The sequence below is a fragment of the Streptomyces sp. NPDC048584 genome (genome assembly GCF_043199595.1).
GTDB lineage: Bacteria > Actinomycetota > Actinomycetes > Streptomycetales > Streptomycetaceae > Streptomyces > Streptomyces edwardsiae.
Map to the genome: position 1 here is coordinate 281,014 of NZ_JBICWF010000010.1, position 23,119 is coordinate 304,132.

16 protein-coding genes, 2 tRNA genes and 1 riboswitch are annotated in these 23,119 nt (G+C 72.9%); of the genes, 11 read left to right on the plus strand and 7 right to left on the minus strand.

The window, feature by feature from the left end; all coding sequences use genetic code 11:
• Window positions 1-40 precede the first annotated feature (40 nt).
• Window positions 41-1,984 (plus strand): DEAD/DEAH box helicase, encoded by a 1,944-nt coding sequence (locus ACGFR9_RS23465; protein WP_393211786.1) that lies wholly within the window; start codon window positions 41-43, stop codon window positions 1,982-1,984.
• A 153-nt stretch (window positions 1,985-2,137) separates the two neighbouring features.
• Window positions 2,138-2,210: transfer RNA gene (locus tag ACGFR9_RS23470), tRNA-Lys, on the plus strand.
• Window positions 2,211-2,287: 77 nt separating this feature from the next.
• Here the strand turns inward: ACGFR9_RS23470 and ACGFR9_RS23475 are convergent.
• Window positions 2,288-2,560, minus strand: a complete 273-nt coding sequence (locus ACGFR9_RS23475) for a DUF3040 domain-containing protein (RefSeq protein WP_393211788.1) — start codon at window positions 2,558-2,560, stop codon at window positions 2,288-2,290.
• 417 nt (window positions 2,561-2,977) lie between these two features.
• Between ACGFR9_RS23475 and ACGFR9_RS23480 the strand changes: the two genes are divergently transcribed.
• The 5 genes from ACGFR9_RS23480 to ACGFR9_RS23500 all read left to right on the plus strand — a co-directional run bounded on the left by ACGFR9_RS23480 (window position 2,978) and on the right by ACGFR9_RS23500 (window position 7,509).
• Window positions 2,978-4,024 carry a histidine kinase gene (locus ACGFR9_RS23480; protein ID WP_393211790.1) on the plus strand — a complete coding sequence of 349 codons (1,047 nt, stop codon included), beginning with the start codon at window positions 2,978-2,980 and terminating at the stop codon, window positions 4,022-4,024.
• Window positions 4,025-4,055: 31 nt separating this feature from the next.
• Complete coding sequence (locus tag ACGFR9_RS23485) at window positions 4,056-4,715, plus strand: response regulator (protein ID WP_393211792.1); 660 nt, start codon at window positions 4,056-4,058, stop codon at window positions 4,713-4,715.
• Between the two features lie 47 nt (window positions 4,716-4,762).
• Window positions 4,763-5,896, plus strand: a complete 1,134-nt coding sequence (locus ACGFR9_RS23490; RefSeq protein ID WP_393211794.1) for a dihydrofolate reductase family protein — start codon at window positions 4,763-4,765, stop codon at window positions 5,894-5,896.
• Window positions 5,897-5,958: 62 nt separating this feature from the next.
• Window positions 5,959-6,032: transfer RNA gene (locus ACGFR9_RS23495), tRNA-Met, on the plus strand.
• Window positions 6,033-6,320: 288 nt separating this feature from the next.
• Window positions 6,321-6,478: riboswitch (cyclic di-AMP (ydaO/yuaA leader) on the plus strand.
• An 11-nt stretch (window positions 6,479-6,489) separates the two neighbouring features.
• On the plus strand, window positions 6,490-7,509 hold the full coding sequence (locus tag ACGFR9_RS23500; protein WP_393211796.1) for a M23 family metallopeptidase: 1,020 nt from the start codon (window positions 6,490-6,492) through the stop codon (window positions 7,507-7,509).
• An 89-nt stretch (window positions 7,510-7,598) separates the two neighbouring features.
• On the opposite strand, the gene ACGFR9_RS23505 is transcribed toward ACGFR9_RS23500, so the two are convergent.
• The 4 genes from ACGFR9_RS23505 to ACGFR9_RS23520 form a co-directional block, all read right to left on the minus strand.
• Window positions 7,599-8,978: a PrsW family intramembrane metalloprotease gene (locus ACGFR9_RS23505; protein WP_393211798.1), complete on the minus strand. Its 1,380-nt coding sequence runs from the start codon at window positions 8,976-8,978 to the stop codon at window positions 7,599-7,601.
• Between the two features lie 35 nt (window positions 8,979-9,013).
• Window positions 9,014-9,796 carry a tRNA (guanosine(46)-N7)-methyltransferase TrmB gene (gene trmB, locus ACGFR9_RS23510; protein ID WP_393211843.1) on the minus strand — a complete coding sequence of 261 codons (783 nt, stop codon included), beginning with the start codon at window positions 9,794-9,796 and terminating at the stop codon, window positions 9,014-9,016.
• A 431-nt stretch (window positions 9,797-10,227) separates the two neighbouring features.
• Window positions 10,228-11,463, minus strand: a complete 1,236-nt coding sequence (gene lhgO / locus ACGFR9_RS23515) for an L-2-hydroxyglutarate oxidase (RefSeq protein ID WP_393211845.1) — start codon at window positions 11,461-11,463, stop codon at window positions 10,228-10,230.
• 79 nt (window positions 11,464-11,542) lie between these two features.
• Window positions 11,543-12,967: a hypothetical protein gene (locus tag ACGFR9_RS23520; protein WP_030215837.1), complete on the minus strand. Its 1,425-nt coding sequence runs from the start codon at window positions 12,965-12,967 to the stop codon at window positions 11,543-11,545.
• A 718-nt stretch (window positions 12,968-13,685) separates the two neighbouring features.
• On the opposite strand from ACGFR9_RS23520, the gene ACGFR9_RS23525 reads away from it, so the two are divergent.
• The gene (locus ACGFR9_RS23525; protein ID WP_393211800.1) at window positions 13,686-15,815 is read left to right on the plus strand and encodes an asparagine synthase-related protein; all 2,130 of its coding nucleotides are present in this window, start codon (window positions 13,686-13,688) and stop codon (window positions 15,813-15,815) included.
• Window positions 15,816-16,486: 671 nt separating this feature from the next.
• Here ACGFR9_RS23525 and ACGFR9_RS23530 read toward each other — a convergent pair.
• A complete protein-coding gene (locus ACGFR9_RS23530; RefSeq protein ID WP_311711515.1) occupies window positions 16,487-17,194 on the minus strand; it encodes a helix-turn-helix domain-containing protein in 708 nt (235 codons plus the stop codon).
• 380 nt (window positions 17,195-17,574) lie between these two features.
• Here ACGFR9_RS23530 and ACGFR9_RS23535 point away from each other — a divergent pair, with 380 nt between their 5' ends.
• Together ACGFR9_RS23535 and ACGFR9_RS23540 are read left to right on the plus strand one after the other, a co-directional pair.
• Window positions 17,575-18,951, plus strand: coding sequence for an NAD(P)/FAD-dependent oxidoreductase (locus tag ACGFR9_RS23535; protein WP_393211802.1), 1,377 nt, complete (start codon window positions 17,575-17,577; stop codon window positions 18,949-18,951).
• Window positions 18,952-19,125: 174 nt separating this feature from the next.
• On the plus strand, window positions 19,126-20,769 hold the full coding sequence (locus ACGFR9_RS23540) for a SpoIIE family protein phosphatase (RefSeq protein ID WP_393211804.1): 1,644 nt from the start codon (window positions 19,126-19,128) through the stop codon (window positions 20,767-20,769).
• 26 nt (window positions 20,770-20,795) lie between these two features.
• On the opposite strand, the gene ACGFR9_RS23545 is transcribed toward ACGFR9_RS23540, so the two are convergent.
• Window positions 20,796-22,070 (minus strand): MFS transporter, encoded by a 1,275-nt coding sequence (locus ACGFR9_RS23545; RefSeq protein ID WP_393211847.1) that lies wholly within the window; start codon window positions 22,068-22,070, stop codon window positions 20,796-20,798.
• A 124-nt stretch (window positions 22,071-22,194) separates the two neighbouring features.
• Here ACGFR9_RS23545 and ACGFR9_RS23550 point away from each other — a divergent pair, with 124 nt between their 5' ends.
• Entirely contained in the window at window positions 22,195-22,746 is a 552-nt protein-coding gene (locus ACGFR9_RS23550) for a MarR family winged helix-turn-helix transcriptional regulator (protein WP_393211806.1), read from the plus strand.
• Window positions 22,747-23,119 lie beyond the last annotated feature (373 nt).

Sequence of the window (23,119 nt, forward strand, 5' to 3'; positions counted from 1 at the left end):
GGGCGCGTGCCGAAGAGACTCCGGAAGGTTTCGCATTCGTATGCCCATCGCCAGTACTGATCACGTCGTCGTGCCCGAGAACACCGAGAACCCGGCGGACACCGACCTCGACGTCACCACCGAGGTGGCGGCCCCCGAAACGACCTTCGCCGACCTCGGCCTTCCCGAGGGCCTGGTGCGCAAGCTCGCGCAGAACGGCGTGACCAGCCCCTTCCCCATCCAGGCCGCGACCATCCCGGACGCCCTGGCCGGCAAGGACATCCTCGGCCGCGGCCGCACCGGCTCCGGCAAGACCCTCTCCTTCGGTCTGCCGACCCTGGCCACGCTGGCCGGCGGACGCACCGAGAAGCACAAGCCGCGCGCCGTCATCCTGACGCCCACGCGTGAGCTCGCCATGCAGGTCGCCGACGCGCTCCAGCCGTACGGCGACGTCGTCGGCCTGAAGATGAAGGTCGTCTGCGGCGGCACCTCGATGGGCAACCAGATCTACGCCCTCGAGCGAGGCGTCGACATCCTCGTCGCCACCCCCGGCCGGCTGCGCGACATCATCAACCGCGGCGCCTGCTCCCTGGAGAACGTGCAGATCGCGGTCCTCGACGAGGCCGACCAGATGTCCGACCTGGGCTTCCTGCCCGAGGTCACCGAGCTGCTCGACCAGGTCCCGGCCGGCGGCCAGCGGATGCTGTTCTCCGCCACCATGGAGAACGAGATCAAGACCCTCGTCGACCGGTACCTGAAGAACCCGGTCAGCCACGAGGTCGACGCGGCGCAGGGCGCGGTGACGACCATGTCGCACCACATCCTCGTCGTGAAGCCCAAGGACAAGGCGCCGGTCACCGCGGCCATCGCCTCCCGCAAGGGCCGCACCATCATCTTCGTCCGCACCCAGCTGGGCGCCGACCGTGTCGCCGAGCAGCTGCGCGACGCGGGCGTGAAGTCGGACGCGCTGCACGGCGGCATGACCCAGGGCGCGCGCACCCGGACCCTGGCCGACTTCAAGGACGGCTACGTCAACGTCCTGGTCGCCACCGACGTCGCCGCGCGCGGTATCCACGTCGACGGCATCGACCTGGTCCTCAACGTGGACCCGGCCGGCGACCACAAGGACTACCTGCACCGCGCCGGCCGTACGGCCCGCGCGGGCCGCACCGGCACCGTCGTCTCCCTGTCGCTGCCGCACCAGCGCCGCCAGATCTTCCGCCTCATGGAGGACGCGGGCGTCGACGCCGGCCGGCACATCATCCAGGGCGGCGCCGCCTTCGACCCGGAGGTCGCCGAGATCACCGGCGCCCGGTCCATGACCGAGGTCCAGGCCGAGTCCGCGGGCAACGCGGCCCAGCAGGCCGAGCGCGAGGTCGCCCAGCTCACCAAGGAGCTGGAGCGCGCCCAGCGCCGTGCCTCCGAGCTGCGCGGGGAGTCCGACCGGCTGCTGGCCCGCGTCGCGCGCGAGCGCGGCGAGGAAGTCGAGACGGTGATCGCCGAGGCGGCCGAGACCGAGACCGGGACCGGGACCGAGGTCACGTTGCCGGAGCAGCCGACCGCGCGCGAGGTCGAGCGGACCGAGCGCGTGGAGCGTACGGAGACGTCGGCGCCGTACGAGCGGCGCGAGCGTCGTGACGACCGGGGCGGTTTCAACCGTGACCGTGGTGAGCGTCGTGACGACCGTGGCGGTTTCCGTCGTGACGAGCGTCGTGACGACCGTGGTGGCCGTTCGTTCGAGCGTCGTGACGACCGCGGTGGTTTCAACCGTGACCGTGGTGAGCGCGGCGAGCGCGGCGACCGTCCCGGCTTCCGCCGGGACGACCGCGGCGGCCACCGGGGCAGCGACCGCCCGTTCAACCGTGACCGCCAGGGCGACCGTCCGGGCTTCCGTTCCGGCTCCGCCTCCCACGACCGCCCGTACGGCCGTCGTGACGAGCACCGCAGCGGTGGCGGCTCCTTCGGCCGCCGCGACGACAAGCCGCGCTGGAAGCGCAACGGCTGACACGGCCTCAACCGGCCAGGCGGAAGGGCCCGCACGACACCTGTCGTGCGGGCCCTTCCGCCTTCCGCGCGGGACACGTCCCGACCCGCCTCCCCGATACCCGATCGGACTCACGGCCACGTCCGGCTATGCTCGGGGAGGCAACATCGCCTGGGGCCCTTAGCTCAATTGGCAGAGCAGTGGACTTTTAATCCATTGGTTGTGGGTTCGAGTCCCACAGGGCCTACCCCTCGCAGGACCGGCATCCCGCCGCCGACCTGCCGCGCGGCGCCCGGAACGGCTGAGGCCGGTCCGGGCGCCGCGTCATTTCGCGGGCCGTTCGTCGCGGTGCGGGTCGAGGAGCTGGACGGCGATCCCGGAGAGCACCAGACCCGCCGCGATCAGCAGGCCGTCGGGGACGATGATCCCCGCCGCGAGCATGGTCACGCCGATCACCAGCGCGCACCAGGCGCTCGTACGGCGGTACTCGCGCGGGCGGGCCGGACGGCCTTCGGAGAGTGAGCGGACGAAACGGGGGTCCTCGTGTTCGAGACGAGTGGCGAGGTCGACCAGGCGCTCGTCGTCGGACTGGGGCACGGCTCCTCCTTCCCAGGGGGCGGCCGCCCGGTGACACCGCCCACGGTCATCGCTCCTTGGACCACGGGACGTAGGGTGAATCGTCGGCTTGCCGCGAACTCGGCTCGGTACAGGGGAGTTTGCCCCTGCGTCGACGTTGTCACCCACCCGGCACGGCAACTCCAGCGTCGCCCGCCGCCACCGTCCGCGGCCATCCGTCGCGGGCCCCATCTTCCGTGAGGGTCACCGCTCACACGGGCCGTGAGCGGCCAGGGCCCCCGGGGAGAAAATGGGGGCTGTCACCGATGGCGCGCGGCCCCTCGGGCGCACAGGCTGGAGGTGACGGCCCGCGCCGCGCCCCCGGTCCGCGGGCCGTCGGTTCCCCTCCCGGGGGAGCCGGCCCGTGGCGAGCGGCCGATGACGAGGAGGCGGTACGGGGTGCCTCTGTTCTGGCGGATCTTCCTGCTGAACGCGGTCGTGCTCATCGTGGCCACGGCCCTGCTGCTGGGGCCCGTCACGGTGTCCACACCGGTCCTGCTCACCGAGGCCGCCGTCCTCACGGTCGGGCTGGCCGCCATGCTCGTCGCCAACGCCCTGCTGCTGCGTGTGGGCCTCGCCCCGCTGCAGCGCCTGACCCGCGCCATGAACACGACCGACCTGCTCCGCCCGGGACACCGCCCGGCGGTGGGCGGGCGCGGCGAGATCGCCGAGCTGATCACCACGTACAACACCATGCTCGACCGGCTCGAGGACGAGCGCGCCACCAGCAGCGCCCGCGCCCTGTCCGCGCAGGAGTCCGAGCGCCGGCGTGTCGCGCGGGAGCTGCACGACGAGGTGGGCCAGTCCCTCACCGCCGTACTGCTCCAGCTCAAGCGTGCCGCCGACCACGCCCCGCCCGCCCTCGCCGGGGAACTGCGGCAGACGCAGGAGACCACCCGCGCGAGCCTCGAGGAGATCCGGCGCATCGCCCGCCGGCTGCGCCCCGGCGTGCTGGACGAGCTGGGCCTGGCCAGCGCGCTCAAGGCGCTGGCCACCGAGTACGGCGGGCCCGGTCTGAGCGTCCAGCACAGCCTCGACGCGGACCTGCCCGAGCTGGACCGGGAGTCGGAGCTGGTGATCTACCGGGTGGCCCAGGAGGGCCTCACCAACACCGCCCGCCACGCCCGGGCCCGCCGCGCCGAGCTCGCCCTGCGCCGGACCCCCGGCGGGGTCGAACTCCGGGTCCGTGACGACGGCCGCGGCACCGGCGTCACCCCGGAGGGCGCCGGTATCCGCGGGATGCGGGAGCGCGCGCTCCTCGTCGGCGCCCGGCTGACCGTGGACCGCGCCGACGGCGGCGGCACCGAGGTGCGTCTGGCCGTCCCCGTCCCCGCCCGCTTCCCCGCCCACGCCCTCGTCCCCCTGCGGGAGGCCGCGCCCGTAAGGGACTCCGCGCCCGGACCCGTACGGGACTCCGCCCCCGCGCACGCCCCACCGCCCCCGTGAGACCGACGCCCCCGACCGGAAACGCCCACACATGACCGACCCGGCCCCCACCCGCATCCTGCTCGCCGACGACCACGCGCTGGTCCGCCGGGGGGTTCGCCTCATCCTGGACGGCGAACCGGATCTGACCGTCGTCGCCGAGGCCGCCGACGGCTCCGAAGCCCTCGACCAGGCCCGCGAGCACCGCCCCGATCTGGCCATCCTCGACATCGCGATGCCCCGCCGCACCGGTCTCCAGGCGGCCCGTGAAATCTCCCGGGACCTGCCGGAGACCCGCATCCTCATCCTGACGATGTACGACAACGAGCAGTTCTTCTTCGAGGCCCTCGCCGCCGGTGCCTCCGGCTACGTCCTCAAGTCCGTCGCCGACCGCGATCTCGTCGAGGCCTGCCACGCCACCATGCGCGGTGAGCCGTTCCTCTACCCCGGCGCCGTCAACGCCCTCATCCACAAGTACCTCGACCTCGCGAGGGAGGGCCGTACCCTGCCGGCCAAGGCGATCACCGACCGCGAGGAGGAGATCCTCAAGCTGGTCGCCGAGGGCCACACCTCGCAGCAGATCGCCGGTCTCCTCGTCATCAGCCCCAAGACCGTGGAGCGGCACCGCGCCAACATCCTGGCCAAACTCGGCCTCAAGGACCGCCTGGAACTGACCCGGTACGCCATCCGCGTGGGGCTGATCGAGCCCTGACCGGCAGACTGGACCCCCACCCCCGCTGCCCCGTCCGGAGTACCCCGATGCCCCACCCGTACGTCCTGCTGTCCGCCGCCGTCTCCCTCGACGGCTACCTCGACGACACCGGCCCCGACCGGCTGCTGCTGTCCTCCCCGGCCGACTTCGACCGGGTCGACGAGGTACGGGCCGGTGTGGACGCCATCCTGATCGGCGCCGGCACGATCCGCGCCGACAACCCCCGGCTGCTGGTCAACTCGCCCGGGCGGCGCGCCGCCCGCCTCGCCGAGGGGCGGGCCGAGTACCCGCTCAAGGTCACCGTCAGCGGCTCCGGCGAGCTGGACCCGGCGGCCCGGTTCTGGCACACCGGCGGCGAGAAGGTCCTCTACACCACCGACAAGGGCGCCGAGCGGGCCCACGCCCTCGGGATCGCCGCCGACGTCGTCCCGCTCGGCAGCGGGCTCGACTGGCGGCGGCTCCTGGAGCATCTGCACGCCGAGCGCGGGGTGCGGCGGCTCATGGTCGAGGGCGGCGGCACCCTCCACACCCAGCTCCTCACCCAGGGGCTGGCCGACGAGCTCCAGCTGGTCCTCGCCCCGCTGTTCGTCGGCGACGCGAAGGCCCCGCGCCTCTTCGGCCCCGGCTCCTACCAGGGCGGCCGGCTGCGGCTGGTGGAGACCCGCCCGATCGGCGACGTCGTCCTGACGCGCTACGAGCCCACCGCCCCCGGCACCGGCCCGCTGCCCACCGCCGCCGACCACCACTGGCTGGCCCTCGCCTGCGAACTGGCCGCCGAGTGCCCGCCCTCGCGGACGGCGTTCAGCGTGGGCGCGGTCGTGGTCGCCGCCGACGGTACGGAGCTGGCGCGCGGCCACTCCCGGGAGGGCACCGACCCGCTGGCGCACGCGGAGGAGGCCGCGCTCGCCAAGGCCGACCCCACGGACCCCCGGCTCGCCGGCGCCACCGTGTACTCCAGCCTGGAGCCATGCGCCCGCCGCGCGTCCCGGCCGGCGCCCTGCGCGCGGCTGATCCTGGACGCGGGGGTGCGGCGGGTGGTCACGGCCTGGCGCGAGCCGGACACCTTCGTGGCGGACGCCGACGGCAGCGGCGTACTGGAGGCCGGGGGCGCCGCCGTCGTCGTCCTGCCGGAGCACGAGGACCGCGCCAAGGCACCGAACGGTCATCTGCTCGAGGGCTGACCCGGGCCGCCGATCATGGGTGTGCGCCGGGCCCCGCCGATGGCGTACACTGGTCCTACCGACGCGGGGTGGAGCAGCTCGGTAGCTCGCTGGGCTCATAACCCAGAGGTCGCAGGTTCAAATCCTGTCCCCGCTACTGAAGGCCGAAGGCCGGAATCCTTGAGGATTCCGGCCTTCGGTGTTTTCCACACTCTCCTTCACTCACCGTGAGCGGCCTGTCCCGCAGCGCATAACGACTGACGAACCATCAGAAACGGGCCGCCATCTGAAGCGCGGTCAACTCGCCCGTTTTTGACCGTCCGTGGCGCTTAAGTCCGTCCGGAATTCGTTAATGATCAAGAGGAACGGCTTGGAATAGGGCCCTCACGTCTATTAACGTTCGATAACGCAGCGCGGTCGTCCCAGCCGTCACAGAAGTCGGCTCCGTGCGCACGCGCCGAATCCCGCAAGGGAACCGGGGAACCACCACCATGGGGTGAATCGCGTCCATACCGTCGTGGCAGCACGACGCGTATACGCGCGTAGGAGACCTTCCCGCTCCGAACCCGTCAGCTAACCCGGTAGGCGGAGACGGAAGGAAGGAGCGCGCCCACGTGGCGTCCAACCCGCCTGCCCCCGAGGCCCCGTTCAAACCCAGCGACACCTTCGCCTACGGCGCGGGCCGCACCGACGAGGGCCCCTTCGAGGAGTGGAACCCCACCGCGGACTCCCTCCGTCCCGTACGTGGCCGGCATCGCGTCTCCAAGCAGCGCGGCGGAGGACTCGCCCGCAGCTCCACCGTCCTCGGCGTCGGCGTCATAGCGGCGGTCGGCGCCGGCGGTATGGCCAGCGCCCAGACCGGCAAGCCGCCGGTCTCGATCTCCGTGCCCGACCTTCCCAGCGTGGGTTCCCTCCTCTCCGACGAGGAAACGCCCCAGGGATCGTCCACCCCCCTCAGCAGCATCGGCATGACCACCGCCGACACCGAGCAGGGCGCCGCCGACGCCGGTGAGGCACTGCGCGCCCGGATCATGGCGCAGGTCGAGCAGCAGCAGGACCAGGCCGAGACCAAGGCCGCCGCCGAGGCCGTCGCCGCCGCCGAGAAGCAGGCCGCCGACGCCGCCGCCAAGGCGGAGAAGGAGGCCAAGGCCAAGGCCGAGGCCGCCAAGAAGAAGGCGGAGGAGGAGGCCGCGAAGAAGGCCGAGGCCGAGCGCCTCGCCGAGCTGGCCAAGCAGTACGCGCTGCCGACCTCCTCGTACACCCTCTCCTCGACCTTCGGTCAGGCGGGCGCCTACTGGTCCTCCGGCTACCACACGGGCCTGGACTTCGCCGCCCCCACGGGCACGCTGCTCAAGGCCGTCCACACCGGCACGATCACCTCCGCCGGTTATGACGGCTCCTACGGCTACAAGACCGTGCTGACCCTCGACGACGGCACCGAGATCTGGTACGCCCACCAGTCCTCCATCAGCGTCAGCGTCGGCCAGAAGGTCAACACCGGCGATGTGATCGGCCGCGTCGGCGCCACCGGCAACGTCACCGGCGCCCACCTCCACCTCGAGGTCCACCCCGGCGGTTCCACCTCCGGCATCGACCCGCTGGCCTGGCTGCAGGGCAAGGGCCTCAGCGTCTGACCGGCCCGGCTTCCGCCGACACCCCGAACACCGGCAGTCCCGACGACCTCAGGGCCGCCGGTGAGGTGTTTCCGGTGGCGGACCGGCGGTCAGGAGCGGTAGGGGTTCGGGTCGTGGACGGGGTACGGGTGACCGTACGGCTGGTGGCTGTACGGCTGGTGACCGTAGGGCGCCTGCGGGTGCCCGTAGCCGCCGTGAGCGCCGTAGCCGCCGTGCATCGCCCACGGTGCCGCGGCGACCGGCATCCGGGGCGCGCTGACGCGGGCCGCGTGCTCCAGGGCGGGGCGGGCCGCCGACCGGCGGTGCCACAACTCCAGCAGCAGTCGCCGTTCCCGGGTGACGAAGTCCGTGTCCGCCCGCCCGAGCCGCCCCCGGTGCCGCAGGAACGCCAGCGACGTCGCGTACGCCTCGTACTCGGCCACCGACCGCGCCGCCGCCCGGCCGCCGTACCGGCGCGCGTAGCGGCGGGCCAGGCGCCGCGCCCGCATCGAGCCCAGTGCGAACGGCTCCGCCGGATTCAGCCACCCGGCGACCACGTACGCGGGCAGTTCCGCCCGTACGGTCCGCAGCTCGCGCTGGCGCGTCCACACCACCAGCCAGGTCAGCAGTCCGAACGCCGGCACCATGAACGCCGCGTACACCGCGATGAAGCCGTACTGGCCGAGCGTCGTGGAGCCGTTCCACAGGGCGTGCATGCCCATCGCGAGCAGCAGTCCGCCGAGCGGCAGGAGGACGCGCCGGATCCGCTGACGGTCCGAGGAGAGCGCCGCGACGCCGAAGCCGATGCCGGTGAGCACGGTGAACAGGGGGTGCGCGAACGGCGACATCACGATGCGCACGAAGAAGGTCGCGGCGGTGATCGAGGCGATGCCGCTGTCGCCGGTGAGCTGGTCGGTGCCGAAGGCGGTGCCGAGGTAGAGGATGTTCTCGGTGAACGCGAAGCCGGTGGCGGTGACCCCGGCTATCACCACGCCGTCGAGGATGCCGGTGAAGTCGCGTCTGCGGAACAGGAACACCAGCAGAACGGCCGCGGCCTTCGCGGACTCCTCCACGACCGGCGCTATGACGGTCGCGCCCAGGGTATCCGCGCCGGTCGGGTCGGCGGTGGCCGTCGCTATCCACCGGGTGGCGAAGCTGTTCGCGACGATCGCTATCAGCGCCGCGGCGCAGGCACCCCAGGCGAACGAGAACAGCAGGTTCCGCCAGGGGCCGGGCTCGACCCGGTCCAGCCAGCGGAAGGCGGCGACGAGCAGCGGCACCGGAAGCACGGCGAGACCGAGCCCGACCAGGAACCCCTGCGTCCCGGTCTGCTCCCTGACCAGCGCCAGAATGACAAGACCGGACAGGGTGAGCAGCGTGATCAGCGCGCCGTACCGCACCCAGGGCCGCCGCCACCAGTGCGCACGCCGCGGCGTTCCGCCCGGAGCGGCACCGGGAGGCGGCGGATACGGAGGAGGACTGGCGGTCACGGGATCGACCCCTAACGAGGCGGGGGCGGGCTGGATCAGGTTCGGTCTGCTGCCCGCTCGTCCGGCGATACGCGGCGGAACAGCAGGTCGTTCACGACATGACCCTTCTCCAGTCCCTGCCCCTCGAAACGGGTGAGCGGCCGGAACCCGGGACGCGGCGCGAAACCGCCGTCCGCCTGCGTGTTCTCGAATCCGGGGTGCGCGGTGAGCACCTCCAGCATCTGCTCCGCGTACGGCTCCCAGTCGGTGGCGCAGTGCAGCACCGCACCCGGTGCGAGCCGGGTCGCGGCGAGGTCGAGGAACTCCGGCTGGATCAGCCGCCGCTTGTGGTGCCGCTTCTTCGGCCACGGGTCGGGGAAGTAGACGCGCAGCCCGCCGAGGGAGCCGGGGGCGAGCATCTCGCGCAGCAGGATGATCGCGTCCCCGTTGCCGACCCGTACGTTGGTCAGCCCGTGCTGGTCGGCGAGGTTGAGGAGATTGCCCTGGCCGGGGGTGTGGACGTCCACGGCGAGGATGTTGGTGTCCGGGTCGGCGCCGGCCATCGCCGCGGTGGCCTCGCCCATGCCGAAGCCGATCTCCAGGACGGCGGGGTTGTCGTTGCCGAAGAACTCGGCGAGGCCGAGGACCCGGCTGCCGTCGATGTCGAAGCCCCAGTCGGGCCAGAGCCGCTGCAGCGCGTCCGCCTGCCCGGCGGTCACCCGGCTGCGACGCGGCTGAAAACTCCGGATCCGCCGCTCGAAGTGCGACCCGGCGGGATCGGCCTTCGGGCCGTCCGGGAACCTGGGCTCGCCCTTGACCCGGGTATGCCGGACGGACACCCCGGGCGAGTGCGGCGCTTCCTGGCCGGGGGCGGACTGAAGAACTTCGGAGGCATCAACGGTGTCAGACACAGTGCCTCCGATTTTACGGGCAGCGGCCGGCTGCCCTCCGGAGCGGACTCCGGGTGCGCCCACCGGGGGCCGGCGGCCATGGGGCGCGGTGCCGTCCGGCAGGGGCCGGCCGCGGCGATGCGCGGTGCGCGGACGGGTACGCGGCGCGCTGCCCGTCGCCCGGCCCGGGTGGGTGGCCCGGTGGACGGAGGCGGGGACGGTCCGCGGTGCTTCTCGGCCCGGGTGGGTGGCCCGGGGGCCGAGGTGCGCCGGACCCGGCCCAGGCCTGCGAAAAGCTGGAGGCGGCCGGGCCGGTCACCGGCGGGGGCGGCCTGCGGCGTCTCTCGGTCGGCAGGCCGACCCGGCCGGGGCGCGGCCGGTCAGCGGCGGACCGCCTCCAGTGTGGTCAGGGCCCGGCGGGCCACCTCGCGGCCGATCGGCAGGGATGCCGTCGCCGCCGGGGAGGGGGCGTTCAGGACATGGACCGCGCGGGGGGTCTCCTGGATCAGGAAGTCGTCCACCAGGGCGCCGTCCCGGAGGACCGCCTGGGCGCGGACTCCGGCCGGGGCGGGGATCAGGTCGTCCTCCCGGACGGCGGGGAGCAGTCGGCGTACCGCGCGGGTGAAGGCCTGCTTGGACAGGGAGCGGTGCAGTTCCCCGGTGCCGTAACGCCAGTGACGGCGCGCCAGTTGCCAGGAGCCCGGCCAGGCCAGGGTCGCCCCCAGCTCGCGCGGGCGCACCGTGCGCCAGTCGTAGCCCTCGCGGGCCAGCGCCGGGACCGCGTTGGGGCCGACGTGGACGCCCCCGTCGATGCCCCGGGTGAGGTGGACGCCGAGGAACGGGAACGCCGGGTCGGGCACCGGGTAGACCAGGCCGCGTACGAGTTCCGGCCGGGCCAGCTCGTAGTACTCGCCGCGGAACGGCACGATCCGCGCGCCGGGCTCGTCGCCGGTGTCGCGGGCGATCTCGTCGCAGTGCAGCCCCGCGCAGTTCACCAGCGTCCGCCCGCGCACGACATCGCCCGTGGCCGTCAGGACGGCGACTCCCCGGTCGGATCGGCGGTCGACCCGGGTCACGCGCGCCCCGTAGCGGATCTCCGCGCCCGCCGCCCGGGCGGCCTCCGCGAGGCGCCCGGCGACCGCCGTGTAGTCGCAGACGCCGGTGGTGCCGACGTGGATGGCCGCCAGGCCCTCGACCTCCGGCTCGTACTCAGCGATCTGCGCCGCGCACAGTTCACGGACCGCTATGCCGTTCTCCCGGCCGCGCTGGACCAGGGCGTGCAGCCGGGGCAGCTCCTCGCGGGTGGTGGCGACGATCAGCTTGCCCGTCACCGCGTGCGGGATGTCGTACTCCGCGCAGAACTTGACCATCTCCGCCGCGCCCGACACCGCGAACCGCGCCTTCAGCGAGCCGGGGCGGTAGTAGACGCCGCTGTGGATGACGCCGCTGTTGCGCCCCGTCTGGTGGCGGGCCGGTCCGGGCTCCTTCTCCAGCACCGTGACCCGCGTGCCCGGCGCGGCACGCGTGAGCGCGTACGCCGTCGACAGGCCGACGATCCCGCCGCCGATCACCAGCACGTCGCAGTCGTACGACCGCCCGGTCACCACCCGCACCACCTCCCGCGTCCGATAGTGCACTGCGCCACTGACAACGCCTTCAAACCCGGGAGGCGGTTCCTTTCGCCGGCGGCCCGGCTCAGGCCGTCGTCATCAGCAGCGGGCGGGCGCGCTCGCGCAGCTCCACCACGCGGGGCTCGTCGCCGTAGGGCTCCAGACGGTGCAGGAGGTCCTTCACGTACTCCGTGGTGCGGGCGGACGAGATACGGCCCGCGACCTCCACCGCGCGGACGCCCTGCTCGCAGGCGGCGTCCAGGTTGCCCGACTCCAGCTCGGCGACGGCCGAGACGACCAGCCGCAGCCCGTGCGAGCGCACGAACTCCTCGGTCGGCTTCGACAGCGCCTGCTCGGTGAAGCGGCGGACCTGGCGGGGCGCCTTCAGATCGCGGTAGCACTCGGCGGCGTCGGCGGCGAAACGGTCGTAGGAGTAGAAGCCGAGCCAGGACGGATCGCTGTCACCGGGACGGGAACGCTCCAGCCAGCTCTCCGCCGACTTCAGGGCCGCGCCGGCCGCCTGGGCGTCCCCCGCGCGTGCGTGCGCCCGGGCCTCGACGAGGCGGAAGAAGCTCAGCGTGCGGGCGGTGGCCAGGCCCCGGTTGCGCTCCAGCGCGGCCTGCGCGAGGTCCACGCCCTCGTCGCCGAAGCCCCGGTAGGTCGCCTGGAGGGACATCGAGGCCAGCACATAGCCGCCCAGGGGGACGTCGGCCGCCGCGCGGGCCAGGCGCAGGGCCTGGATGTAGTAGCGCTGCGCGGCCTCCTGCTGGCCGGTGTCGAAGGCCATCCAGCCCGCCAGCCGGGTGAGTTCGGCCGCCGCGCCGAAGAGGGAGCGGCCCACGTCGTCGGCGTACGAGCCGAGCAGCAGTGGGGCCGCCTCGACCCGGAGGCATTCGGGGACCATCGACGAACGCCAGTCCCCGCCGCCGTACTTGGAGTCCCAGCGCCGGGCGTCCTCGGCGGCCTCCCGCAGTTTGCGCACATCGCTGTGGCCGACTTTGAGCGGTGCGCCGGAGCCGTCGACGGGATTCGCCTCACGCGCCACCGAGCTGTCGGCCGGGGTTATCAGCCAGCGCGAGGCGGGTGTGGCGTACGCGCTGACCGCGAACGAGCCCGCGAGCGACTGCCAGATGCCGCCGGAGCCGGCTCTGCGCCCCGCCAGATCCAGCCGGTACAGCTCCGTGGCGGAGCGCACCGCCTGTCCGACGTCGCGCGGGAAGGCGAGGCCCACCTCGGGCGCGGGGTCCGCGTCCGCCAGCCCGATCTCGTGGAGCGGCACCGGACGGCCCAGCTTCTGGCCGATGGCGGCCGCGATCAGGTGCGGGGCCGCGCCTTGCGGCACCATGCCCTTCGACACCCAGCGCGCCACCGACGTCTTGTCGTAGCGAAGTGTCAGTCCTCGCTGTGCGCCAAGGTCGTTGACGCGCCGCGCGAGGCCTGCGTTGGAGATTCCCGCGAGGGCGAGAACGGTGCCGAGCTTTTCGTTCGGCCCGCGTTGCTCCCTGGACATGCGCCACCCCTCGACACAGACGGCTGCCGCGCTGGCATAACCATGCGGCATTCGTAAACCCAGCGTAGTTCGCCGCATCCCAAGCGTTAAGGGGCATTCTTCCGGATGGCGGGATTGTGTTCCGTACTGAAGTGCGGGTCCGATACGCGCAGTTGCGGCGCGCTCCCGGTGTGTGGCCGTGCGCCCGTGTGTGCGCTCTTCTCCGGCCATCCCGGGAGCGGTTCCATGGTCGGTGCGTGGGTCGGCCCGCTGTACTGGATCCAGTGGGCTGGGGGACACCGCCGCCTACATCCCCGCGGGCGGCGGAACGGTCCGGGAGGCGTGCTCCGTCTCCCGGACCGCACGACCGCCGAACGGTGCGCAAAGCCTGTACGGAGCGTGTTCGAGTAAGGTCTCACCGCTTCGATTTGGCTGAAAATCGACCCGGACCCTTCCCGGGTAATTCCCGCTTCTACCCTGGTGATTGACGGCGCGTTGGGGGTTATGGGGGCGCGCGCCGGGGGCGCATTCGCGTCGCGCGGGTATGGCCGGATGTACGGCGCCGCTACGGTGACTGCCGTCCGGCGGGAGCCTGTTCATCGCGGGGCGGGTGGCTCCGCCGGGGCGCATCCGACGGAGCGCATACGGCTCCGGCACCCCTCCTGAGCGCTTCCTTCATGGCAGCATGGGGAACCGGTTCGTACGGTGCACTGGTTGTCCACAGCTTGTGGAGGCGGCGATGCGGTGGTTGGTGGGATGGAGCAGCACCGCCGCCGGAGCGATGGGGTTCGGCCCCAGCGGCTCCGCCGGCGCCACCGGGATGGACGGCGAGACCGTGCACCCCGTGGGATCCCAGCTGCTGTGGGGCGACCCCGACCCGCTGTGGGCGGTCGGTGACTGGCGCCCCGACGAGGTACGCGTCGTCACGGCGGACGAGCAGACCCGCATCGCCGTCCTCGGCACCTGCGGCGCCTCCGACGAACAACTGCGCGTCGCGCTGTTCGCCGCGCGGGGCGGCGCACTGCGGCATCTGACCGCCTGGCCGGGGAGCTACACGGCGGTCGTGCAGGTGGGCCGCCGCGTCACCGTCTGCGGCGATCTCGCAGGTGCCCGCCCGGTGTTCCACACCCCATGGGCGGGCGGTACGGCGTACGCGACCGCCGCGCTGCCGCTCGCCGACCTCATCGAGGCCAACCTCGACTTCGGACACCTCGCCGCGCTGCTCGCCGCCCCCGACGTACCGGCCGCGCTGTACGACTCCACGCCGTACGACGGCGTGAAGCGCGTTCCGCCGGGGCATGCGCTGATCCTGCGCGCGGGGGCGCGTGAGATCGCCGGGTACGAGCCCGTCGCCTCGCTCGCCGTCGCCGCGCCCCCCGCCGACCCCGACCATGCCGTGGACGCCGTGCGGGACGCGCTGGTCGAGGCCGTACGCACCCGGCTGGCCGCGCCCCGGCACGTGCCCGGCACCGGGATCGACCCCGGTCCCGTACCGGGGATGGGGCCCGCCGAGCGGCGGGCCGCCCGCGGCACGCCCGTGCCGGGGATCGGGGCGGATCTGTCCGGCGGGCCGGCGTCCGGGGCGCTGGCGCTGCTCGCGGCCGGGCTTCCCGGCCGGCCGGGGACCGTCCTCGGGCACGGGACCGGGGCGGGGGAGCGGCTGCTCGCCGTCACCTTCAACGACCTCGTGGGCGGGTCCGGCGGCGGCCGGGACGACGACGAACTGGCGCGGGCGGGGGCGCTGGCCGCGAACCCGCGGCTGCACCATGTGGTGGTCGCCGGTGAGGAGCCGACGCTTCCGTACGTCGACCTCGACGGGCCGCTGACGGACGAACCCGGGCCCTCCCTGATCTCCGCCGCGCGCCACCGGGCGCGGCTGGCGGCGGGCAGCGCGGACCACTTCACCGGGTACGGGGCGAAGCAGGTGCTGGACGCGCATCCGGCGCGGCTGGCCGACCTGCTGATGGACCGCAAGCGGCGGCATCTGGTGCGGCCCGTCGCGGCGCTGGCGAAGGCCGACGGGTCCGTGATGGTCCCCGCGCGCGTGTACGGGGCCGCTCGGCGGCTGGCGCGTACGCCGTACCGGGCCGGCCTCGAGTCCCTCGCCGAGCGGCTGTTGCAGCGGCGGCTGGACGACGACGGGCCCGGGGGCGCGGCGGACGCCTCGCTGGCCGCGCTGACCTGGGGCAGACCCGGGCCGGCGGCGCGCTGGCTGACGGGGGAGGCACTGGCTGAAGTATCGGTTCGCCTGCAGGCGTCGACGCGGCGTTCCGAGGTGGGGCCGGGGCAGCGGCCCGGCGACTTCCGGGCCCGCGCGGCGCTGGCCCGGTACGCGGCGGATCTGCGGGTGCTGGAGCAGGCGGCCGAGATCCGGTCACAGCGGCTGCACACGCCGTTCCTCGACAACCAGGTCGTACGGGCGTGCCGTGCGCTGCCGGAGGCACTGCGGGTGCAGCCGGGGGCGCGGGCGTCGATCCTGCGGTCGGTGCTGGAGGGGGCGGGGGTGCGGGAGCTGCCCCCGGGGTGGGGGGCGCAGGGTGCCTCCGGCGGTGGGTCGGCGGGGGCGGCTCGGACGGGGCTGCGGGTGGCGGCGGACTCGCTGGTGGCGCTGTTCGACACGCCACTGCTGGCGGAGGCGGGGCTGGTCGAGGCGCGTGTGGTGCGCAAGGCGCTGCGGGGCGCGGCGCAGGGCGAGCCATTGCCGCTGGACGGTCTGGCGGACCTGGTCGCCCTGGAGCTGTGGCTCCGCCGCCTCCTGGCCCGCCGAGGCACCTGCTGGACCGGCACCCCGGCCCGCACCCGGGCGGTCCCGGGCGGCATCGCCCCCCAACGCGGAGCCCTGGGCGCCGGCGCAGCCGGCTCCCGCTGACGTACCTACCGGTGGGTGGGGTGCCTGCGGCGCGGCTTTCGGTCCGGTGGGGGCGGTGCCTGCGCGCGGCCTTCAGGTCCGGTGGGTGGGGTGCCTGCGGCGCCGCTTTCGGTCCGGTGGGGGCTGGGGTAGCGCCCATGCGTGGTGGGTGGGTCGGGGCCGCGTCGGGGGTGTCCGTCCTCGGACTGGCGCGACTGGGCTTGCTGGACAGGGGTGCGGGGCGTTGACGCGCCAGCCACTGCGGGCGGCCACCCCCGCCCCGTCCCCTTCCCGCCGTACGCGCCTGCACCCCGCCCACCGCACTACGTCCGCCGCGACCAGCCCCCGCCACACTCCACACCCGCGGGCAGCAGCGCCGCTGGGGCGGCAAACCCACCCCGGTCTCTCCGCCCTCCGCCATCCGCCCTCCGCGGGCAGTCGTGCCGCAGGGCGGCACGGGTGGGCGCGACGGCACCCCGCAAGCGCCGGGCCGCGCGAACACCCCCCGCCCAGCCATCACCCCGGGCCACCGCCCAACCCCACCCGCACAGGCGGGCGCGCGACGGCACCCCGTAAGCGCCGGGCCGCGCGAACACCCCCAGCCCACTCCAACGCCGAGCGTCCGCAAATGCCGGACTGCCAGAGCCATGCGTGGTAGTGCGGGCCTGTGGGGCCGACGGCCTCGCCCACACCTACACCGACCGCGAGCGAAGCCCCTCCAGCAGGATGTCCAGCAACCGCGAAGACGCCGCAGCCTGCTGCGCGGCATCCGGCAACGACGGCGCCGGAGTAGCGATCACGAGCAGCACATCGGACACCGACACGTCCGCCCGCAACGCCCCCGCCCCCCGCGCCCGGTCCACCAACTGCCCCACGACGGACAGCAGCTCGGAGGCCCCCGCGTCATCCGCCACCAGCCGCAGCTCCTCCGACGCCTGCGTCCGCTGCTGCGGCAACCGCGGGTGTTCCTCGGCCACCCCCACCCGCAGCACCTGCGGCGGCAGCAGCCGCCCCGCGCCGGAGGCGACCGACGTCCGCAGGAACCGGGACAGCGCCGACCACGGCTCGTCCTCCTGCCCCAGCGCCGCCCGCGCCTGCTCGGTCAGCCGGGAGGTCTCCTCCTCGGCTATCCGCCGCACCAGTACGTCCTTGCTCGGGAACCGCCGGTACACCGTGCCCACACCGACCCGCGCCCGCCGCGCCACGTCCTCCATCGGCGCGCCGTAGCCCAGCTCGCCGAACACCTCCCGCGCGGCACGCAGCACATGCTCGAGGTTGCGCTGGGCGTCCACCCGCAGTGGTGTCGTACGCGCCCCGTCCGGGCGTCCGCCGCCCGCCGGCGCGCTCATCGCCGCGCCGTTCGCCAGAGCGGAAGACCAATGAGAGTCCTGAACATGCATATGTATTCCCCCGGTAATGACGTCTCCCCCCGGAGACTTTCCCCGCCATTGATGCCGGGGCGTGTGGAACAGGCCCTGCGTGTTCGGTCCCGCCCGTCGCGAGCCCGATGAGCGCATTCCTCTCCACCCCGTCGACAGACGAACATAGTTGAGCGGGAGTCAATTCAGAAGGGGCAGGTTCCGCACGGAGCGCCCCTCGATCGGAGTACGGGTCGCAAACGTCCTGAATGTACCCCGGACCGGAGGTCGGCATACCGCCGCTGACCTGTGGAAATCGATGCGGGGTCGGTGAATCGGCCAACCCGCGACGCGCCGGGCCTCCGGTCACACAATTCGTCGGGGCTGTGGACAAACGCAAGCGGCGGGTGCGTCATGGGACAGTGAAGGAACGTGCGCGCATTCTCGTTGTCGGCGGCGGCTACGTCGGGTTGTACACGGCCCTGCGCCTGCAGCGGAGGCTGAAACGGGAACTCGGGCGGGGGGAGGCCGAGATCACGGTCGTCTCCCCGGATCCGTACATGACGTACCAGCCCTTCCTCCCCGAAGCGGCCGCCGGTGCCATTTCCCCTCGGCATGTCGTCGTACCGCTGCGTCGTGTCCTCGACCGGTGCCATGTCGTCATCGGCGAGGCCACCGGCATCGACCACGCCAAACGCACCGCCACCATCAGCACGCTCGCCACCGGCGAGGAGGGCACGGGCGGACGTCGGATCCCGTACGACGAACTGGTGCTCGCGCCCGGCTCCGTCTCGCGCACCCTGCCCATCCCGGGTCTCGCCGACCACGCCATCGGCTTCAAGACCGTGGAGGAGGCCATCGGCCTGCGCAACCACGTCCTCGAACAGATGGACATCGCCTCCTCCACCCGCGATCCCGCCATCCGCGACGCCGCCCTCACCTTCGTCTTCGTCGGCGGCGGCTACGCGGGCGTGGAAGCGCTCGGCGAGCTGGAGGACATGGCCCGCTACGCCGCGCGGTACTACCACAACATCCGGCCCGAGGACATGAAGTGGATCCTCGTCGAGGCATCCGCGCGGATCCTGCCCGAGGTCGGCGAGGAGATGGGCCGGTACACCGTCACCGAACTGCGCCGCCGCAACATCGACGTACGCCTGGAGACGCGGCTGGAGTCCTGCGCCGACCGGGTCGCCGTGCTCAGCGACGGATCACGCTTCCCCACGCGGACGGTGGTCTGGACCGCCGGCGTCAAACCGCACCCCGTGCTCGCCGCCACCGACCTGCCGCTGAACGAGCGGGGGCGGCTCAAGTGCACCGCCGAGCTGACCGTGGACGGCGCACCGCACGCGTGGGCCGCGGGCGACGCCGCCTCCGTCCCCGACGTCACGGCCGGGAGGCCCGCGCGGGAGTGCGCCCCCAACGCGCAGCACGCGCTCCGCCAGGCGAGGGTCCTCGGTGACAACGTCGTCCGCTCCCTGCGCGGTGAACCCCTGGAGACGTACGCCCACAGGTACGCCGGCTCCGTCGCCTCCCTGGGGCTGCACAAGGGGGTCGCGCAGGTCTACGGGCGCAAACTCAAGGGCTACCCCGCCTGGTTCATGCACCGCACCTACCACCTCAGCCGCGTGCCCACCTTCAACCGCAAGGCACGCGTGGCCGCCGAGTGGACGCTGGCCGGGCTGTTCAAACGGGAGATCGTCTCCCTGGGCTCACTCGAACACCCCCGCGCGGAGTTCGAACTGGCGGCCGGGGGAAAGCCTTCTCAAGACCCGCCGGACAACCCGAAGGGGTCGTCCTGACCGGACTCAGGAACTCCTGCGGCCGGACCGGCGTCTGACGGATGTCGGCCCGGTCGGCACCCTGCCAGACTGGTCCACCACCGCGGGCGGGCCCTCGCCCACCCCGGTGCCGGCCCCCGGGGCCCCGGCCGGTCCCGGTTGCCGGCCGCCGACAACTACACGAGGCAAGGATTCGTGAACTTCACGCGCTGGAGCGCCCGGCTCCCCGGAACGCAGCGCCGCGCCGCAGCGCGGAACGAACAGGCGGTCTCCCCGGACCGGCGGGGAGAGGGCTCCGTGCCCGCTGCCCGAGCCGAACAGCTCACCGACGACGTCCGGCCCGTAGCCGGCGTCGACGAGCTCGGAGCGCGCGAGGTGCTGGACCACGTCCCCTCCCTCGTCGCCCTGCTCCGCGGCCCCGACCACCGCGTCGCCTACGTCAACGACGCCTATGCGGCGGCGTTCGGCGCCCGCCCGGTCGGCGTCCCCGCGCGGGGCGCACTTCCCGAGCTGGAGGCGATCGGCCTGCTCCCCCTCCTCGACCAGGTCCTGCGCAGCGGCAAACCGCGCACGGTGAAGTCCCGCAAGGCCCCCGACGGCCGCTCCTACACCTTCACCTGCACCCCGGTCACCGAGGGTGAGGGCCGGGGAGTCCTCGTCTTCGCCACCGACGTCACCGACCACGCCGAGGCCGCCGAACGCCTCCGCGCGAGCGAACGCCGCCAGCGCGAGACCGCCGTCACCCTCCAGCGGTCCCTCCTCCCCCAGGAACTCGAGGAGCCCGACGACCTGCGCGTCGCCGCCACCTACCACCCCGGCGGCACCGAGGCCGCGGTCGGCGGCGACTGGTACGACGTGATCACCCTCGGCGGCGGCCGCACCGCCCTCGTCATCGGCGACGTCATGGGACGGGGGGTCCGCGCGGCGGCCGTCATGGGCCAGCTCCGTACGGCCGTACGGGCCTACGCGCGGCTCGACCTCCCGCCGCACGAGATTCTCCAGCTGCTCGACGTCCTCGCCATGGAGATCGACGCCAACCAGATCGCCACCTGCGTCTACGCCATCCACGACCCCAACGAGGGCCGCCTGGTGTACGCCTCCGCCGGCCACCTGCCCATCCTGGTCCGCGACGAGAACGGCACCGTCCGGCGCGCCGACGAACCGACCGGCCCCCCGCTCGGCACCGGCGGCTGGATGCACGCGTCCGGCTCCGTCCCCCTCGGTCCCGGCTCCACCGCCGTCCTCTACACGGACGGCCTGGTCGAGCGGAGGAACGAGGACCTGGACGAGGGCATCGCCGCCCTGGAACGTGCGCTGGCCGGAGCCACCGGCAGCCCCCAGGTCGTCTGCGACCGCCTGGTCCGCTCCGCCGGGGTCACCCCGGAGCACGACGACGACGTCGCCGTACTGGTCCTCCAGCACCCCGCCCGCGAGGGCGCGGAGAGCGAACTGTTCCGCAACGCCGCGCTGGAACTGCTCGGCGGCATCGAGGCGGCCCCCCGCGCGCGTGCCTTCGCCTCCGGCGTCCTGACCAGCTGGCGCTTCCCCACCGAGCTGCACGACCTGGGCGTCCTGGCCGCCAGCGAACTGGTCGCCAACTCCCTCCAGCACGGCACACCGCCCATGCGGCTGCGGCTGCGCCGCACGGACCGCCGCCTGATCATCGAGGTCACCGACGGCGACGATCACCTGCCGAGGCGCCGCCGCGCCGAACCCGGCGACGAGTCCGGCCGGGGCATCGCCATCGTCGCGACGATCGCCTCCCACTGGGGCAGCAGACGCACCCCGGGCGGCGGCAAGGCCGTCTGGTGCGAGTTCCTCCTGCCGCAGCCGGGCTGACGAAGTGGGGGTGGTACGAGGAGGGCTCAGGCGTGCGCCGGAGCCTGCCCGGCTGCCGCGTTCCCTTGCACCACCACACGGCTGCGCGCCAGCGACGGCTGGTTCTGCACCTCCGTGAGCTGCCGCCCGAGCCGTACCGCCAGCACCGTGATGCCCAGCGAGAACAGGAGGAAGATCACGACGTACGGCCCGTGCAGCGAGGCGCCCAGCGGCCCGCCCACCGCCGGCCCCACGGCCAGCGCGAGCTGCTTCACCAGGGCGAACGCCGAGTTGTACTGCCCCGCCATCCCGGCCGGAGCGAGATCGGCGACCAGCGGCGCGAGCGTGGGCGACAGCAGTGACTCACCGAGCCCGAACAGCGCGTACGTGGAGATGAAGGCGGCGGTCGCCATCGTCTGGCTCCCGTTCCCCAGCCCCGCGTACCCGGCCACGGCCCACGCCACGGCCCAGATCAGCCCCACGGACGCGATCACGCGTGAGCGCTTGCGCCGCTCCACGAACCGCAGCACCGCGAACTGGGCGACCACGATCATCAGCGTGTTCGCCGCGAGCGCCGTCCCCAGCGCCGACGTGGAGATCCCGGCGGCCTCGACGCCGTACGCGCTCAGTCCCGACTCGAACTGCCCGTAGCAGGCGAAGAACAGCACGAAGCCCAGCACACAGAGCTGGACCATGGCCCGGTTGCCCAGCAGCTGCTTCCAGCTGCCCTTCGTCGACGCGGCCCGAGCACCCTCGACACGCGGCGCGTGCGGCAACCGCACGGTCGCCATCACCACGACCAGCAGCAGGAACATCGCCGCCTCGATCGCGAAGAGGAGGACGAAGGAGCCCGCTTTCGTGGGGTCGACGAGGTGACCGCCGATGAGACCGCCGACGCCGAGCCCGAGGTTCTGCAGGAAGAACTGCATGGCGAACGCGCGTGAGCGGTTCTCCATGGTCGAGCAGTCCACGATCATCGTCGCGAGCGCCGGCTGCATCACCGCCTGTCCCGCGCCCAGCGCCGAGGCGGAGACCAGCACGGCCGCCGCACTGTTCGACAGACCGAGGCTCAGCGCCCCGATCGCGGCCGTGACCAGGGCGACGAGGAGCACCGGAAGCGGGCCGCGCCGCACGATCGCCCGTCCGGCGAACGGCAGCACGATCAGCGCGGCCACGGCGAAGGCGGCGAGTACCAGTCCCGCCGTCATGGCCCCCAGCCCTCGCACCTGCGCCACGTAGACGTACAGATACGGAACCGTGAAGCCCAGCCCGAAAGCACTGAGTGCGTTACCCACGTGGATCCGGCGCATCGCCGCGCCCATCTCCCTGGTCACGTTCACCTCTCTTCAAGTAGTTAGGAGTGAAGACTTAGAAGCTAAAGTTCGAAGCTAAAGAGTACACAGCGAAGGACTTCGAGGCAAAGGGAGGGCGTGCCATACTGCGGCCATGGGCGACACCTCGGACGGCCTCGGCGAGCCGACACTCGAAGAGCAGATCGCCGCGTACCAGCGCGAGTTCCAGGACCTCGACCCCCAGGTCGAGAAGATCGTCAACGCGCTGTCCCGGCTGAACCGCCGCATGAACGTCGCTTACGGCCGCCAGACCGCCGAGGTGGGCATCACCAACGCCGACTGGGAGATCCTCAAGGCGCTCGTCCTCTCCGGCGCTCCCTATCGCATGGGTCCGAGCGACCTCGCGAAGCGTCTGGGGCTGACGCCGGCCGCCATGACCCACCGGATCGACCGCATGGTCGCCGAGGGGCTGGTCGACCGGGAGCGGGACGAGACCAACCGGGTCCGCGTGATCGTGGAGCTGACGGACACCGGCCGGGAGAAGTGGCTGGAGGCGATGCGCCTCGCCACCGTCTTCGAGGGGGACCTCCTCCAGGACCTCGACCAGGACGAGCGGACAGCACTGGGTGAGGTCCTCACCCGCCTGCTGCGCCGGGTGGAGCACGCCCAGCCGGACGCCGGCGGTCGACTCAGCGACCTGGACTGAAAGATCTTGGGCTGAGGCGGTTGACAGCCACCTGCCCGATCCGTAGGGTTCTTCGAGTTGCCACGGAGCCGTTACGGTTCACCGGCGACACCTTCCGCCGCATCAGCGGCACTCAAAACCTCAGCACGACCTCCCAGTGGGAACGATTTCGGCATGCCCGAATTCGAATTCCGCCCCCCGATTTGGGAAACACGGAGAGAGTCCGCTAAGGTTTGAGACGTCGGAAGGGCCCAACAGCCCGGAAGACAAACCCCGCTGACTGGGGGTCAGGTCAAGAAAAAGATCTGATAGAGTCGGAAACGCAAGACCGAAGGGAAGCGCCCGGAGGAAAGCCCGAGAGGGTGAGTACAAAGGAAGCGTCCGTTCCTTGAGA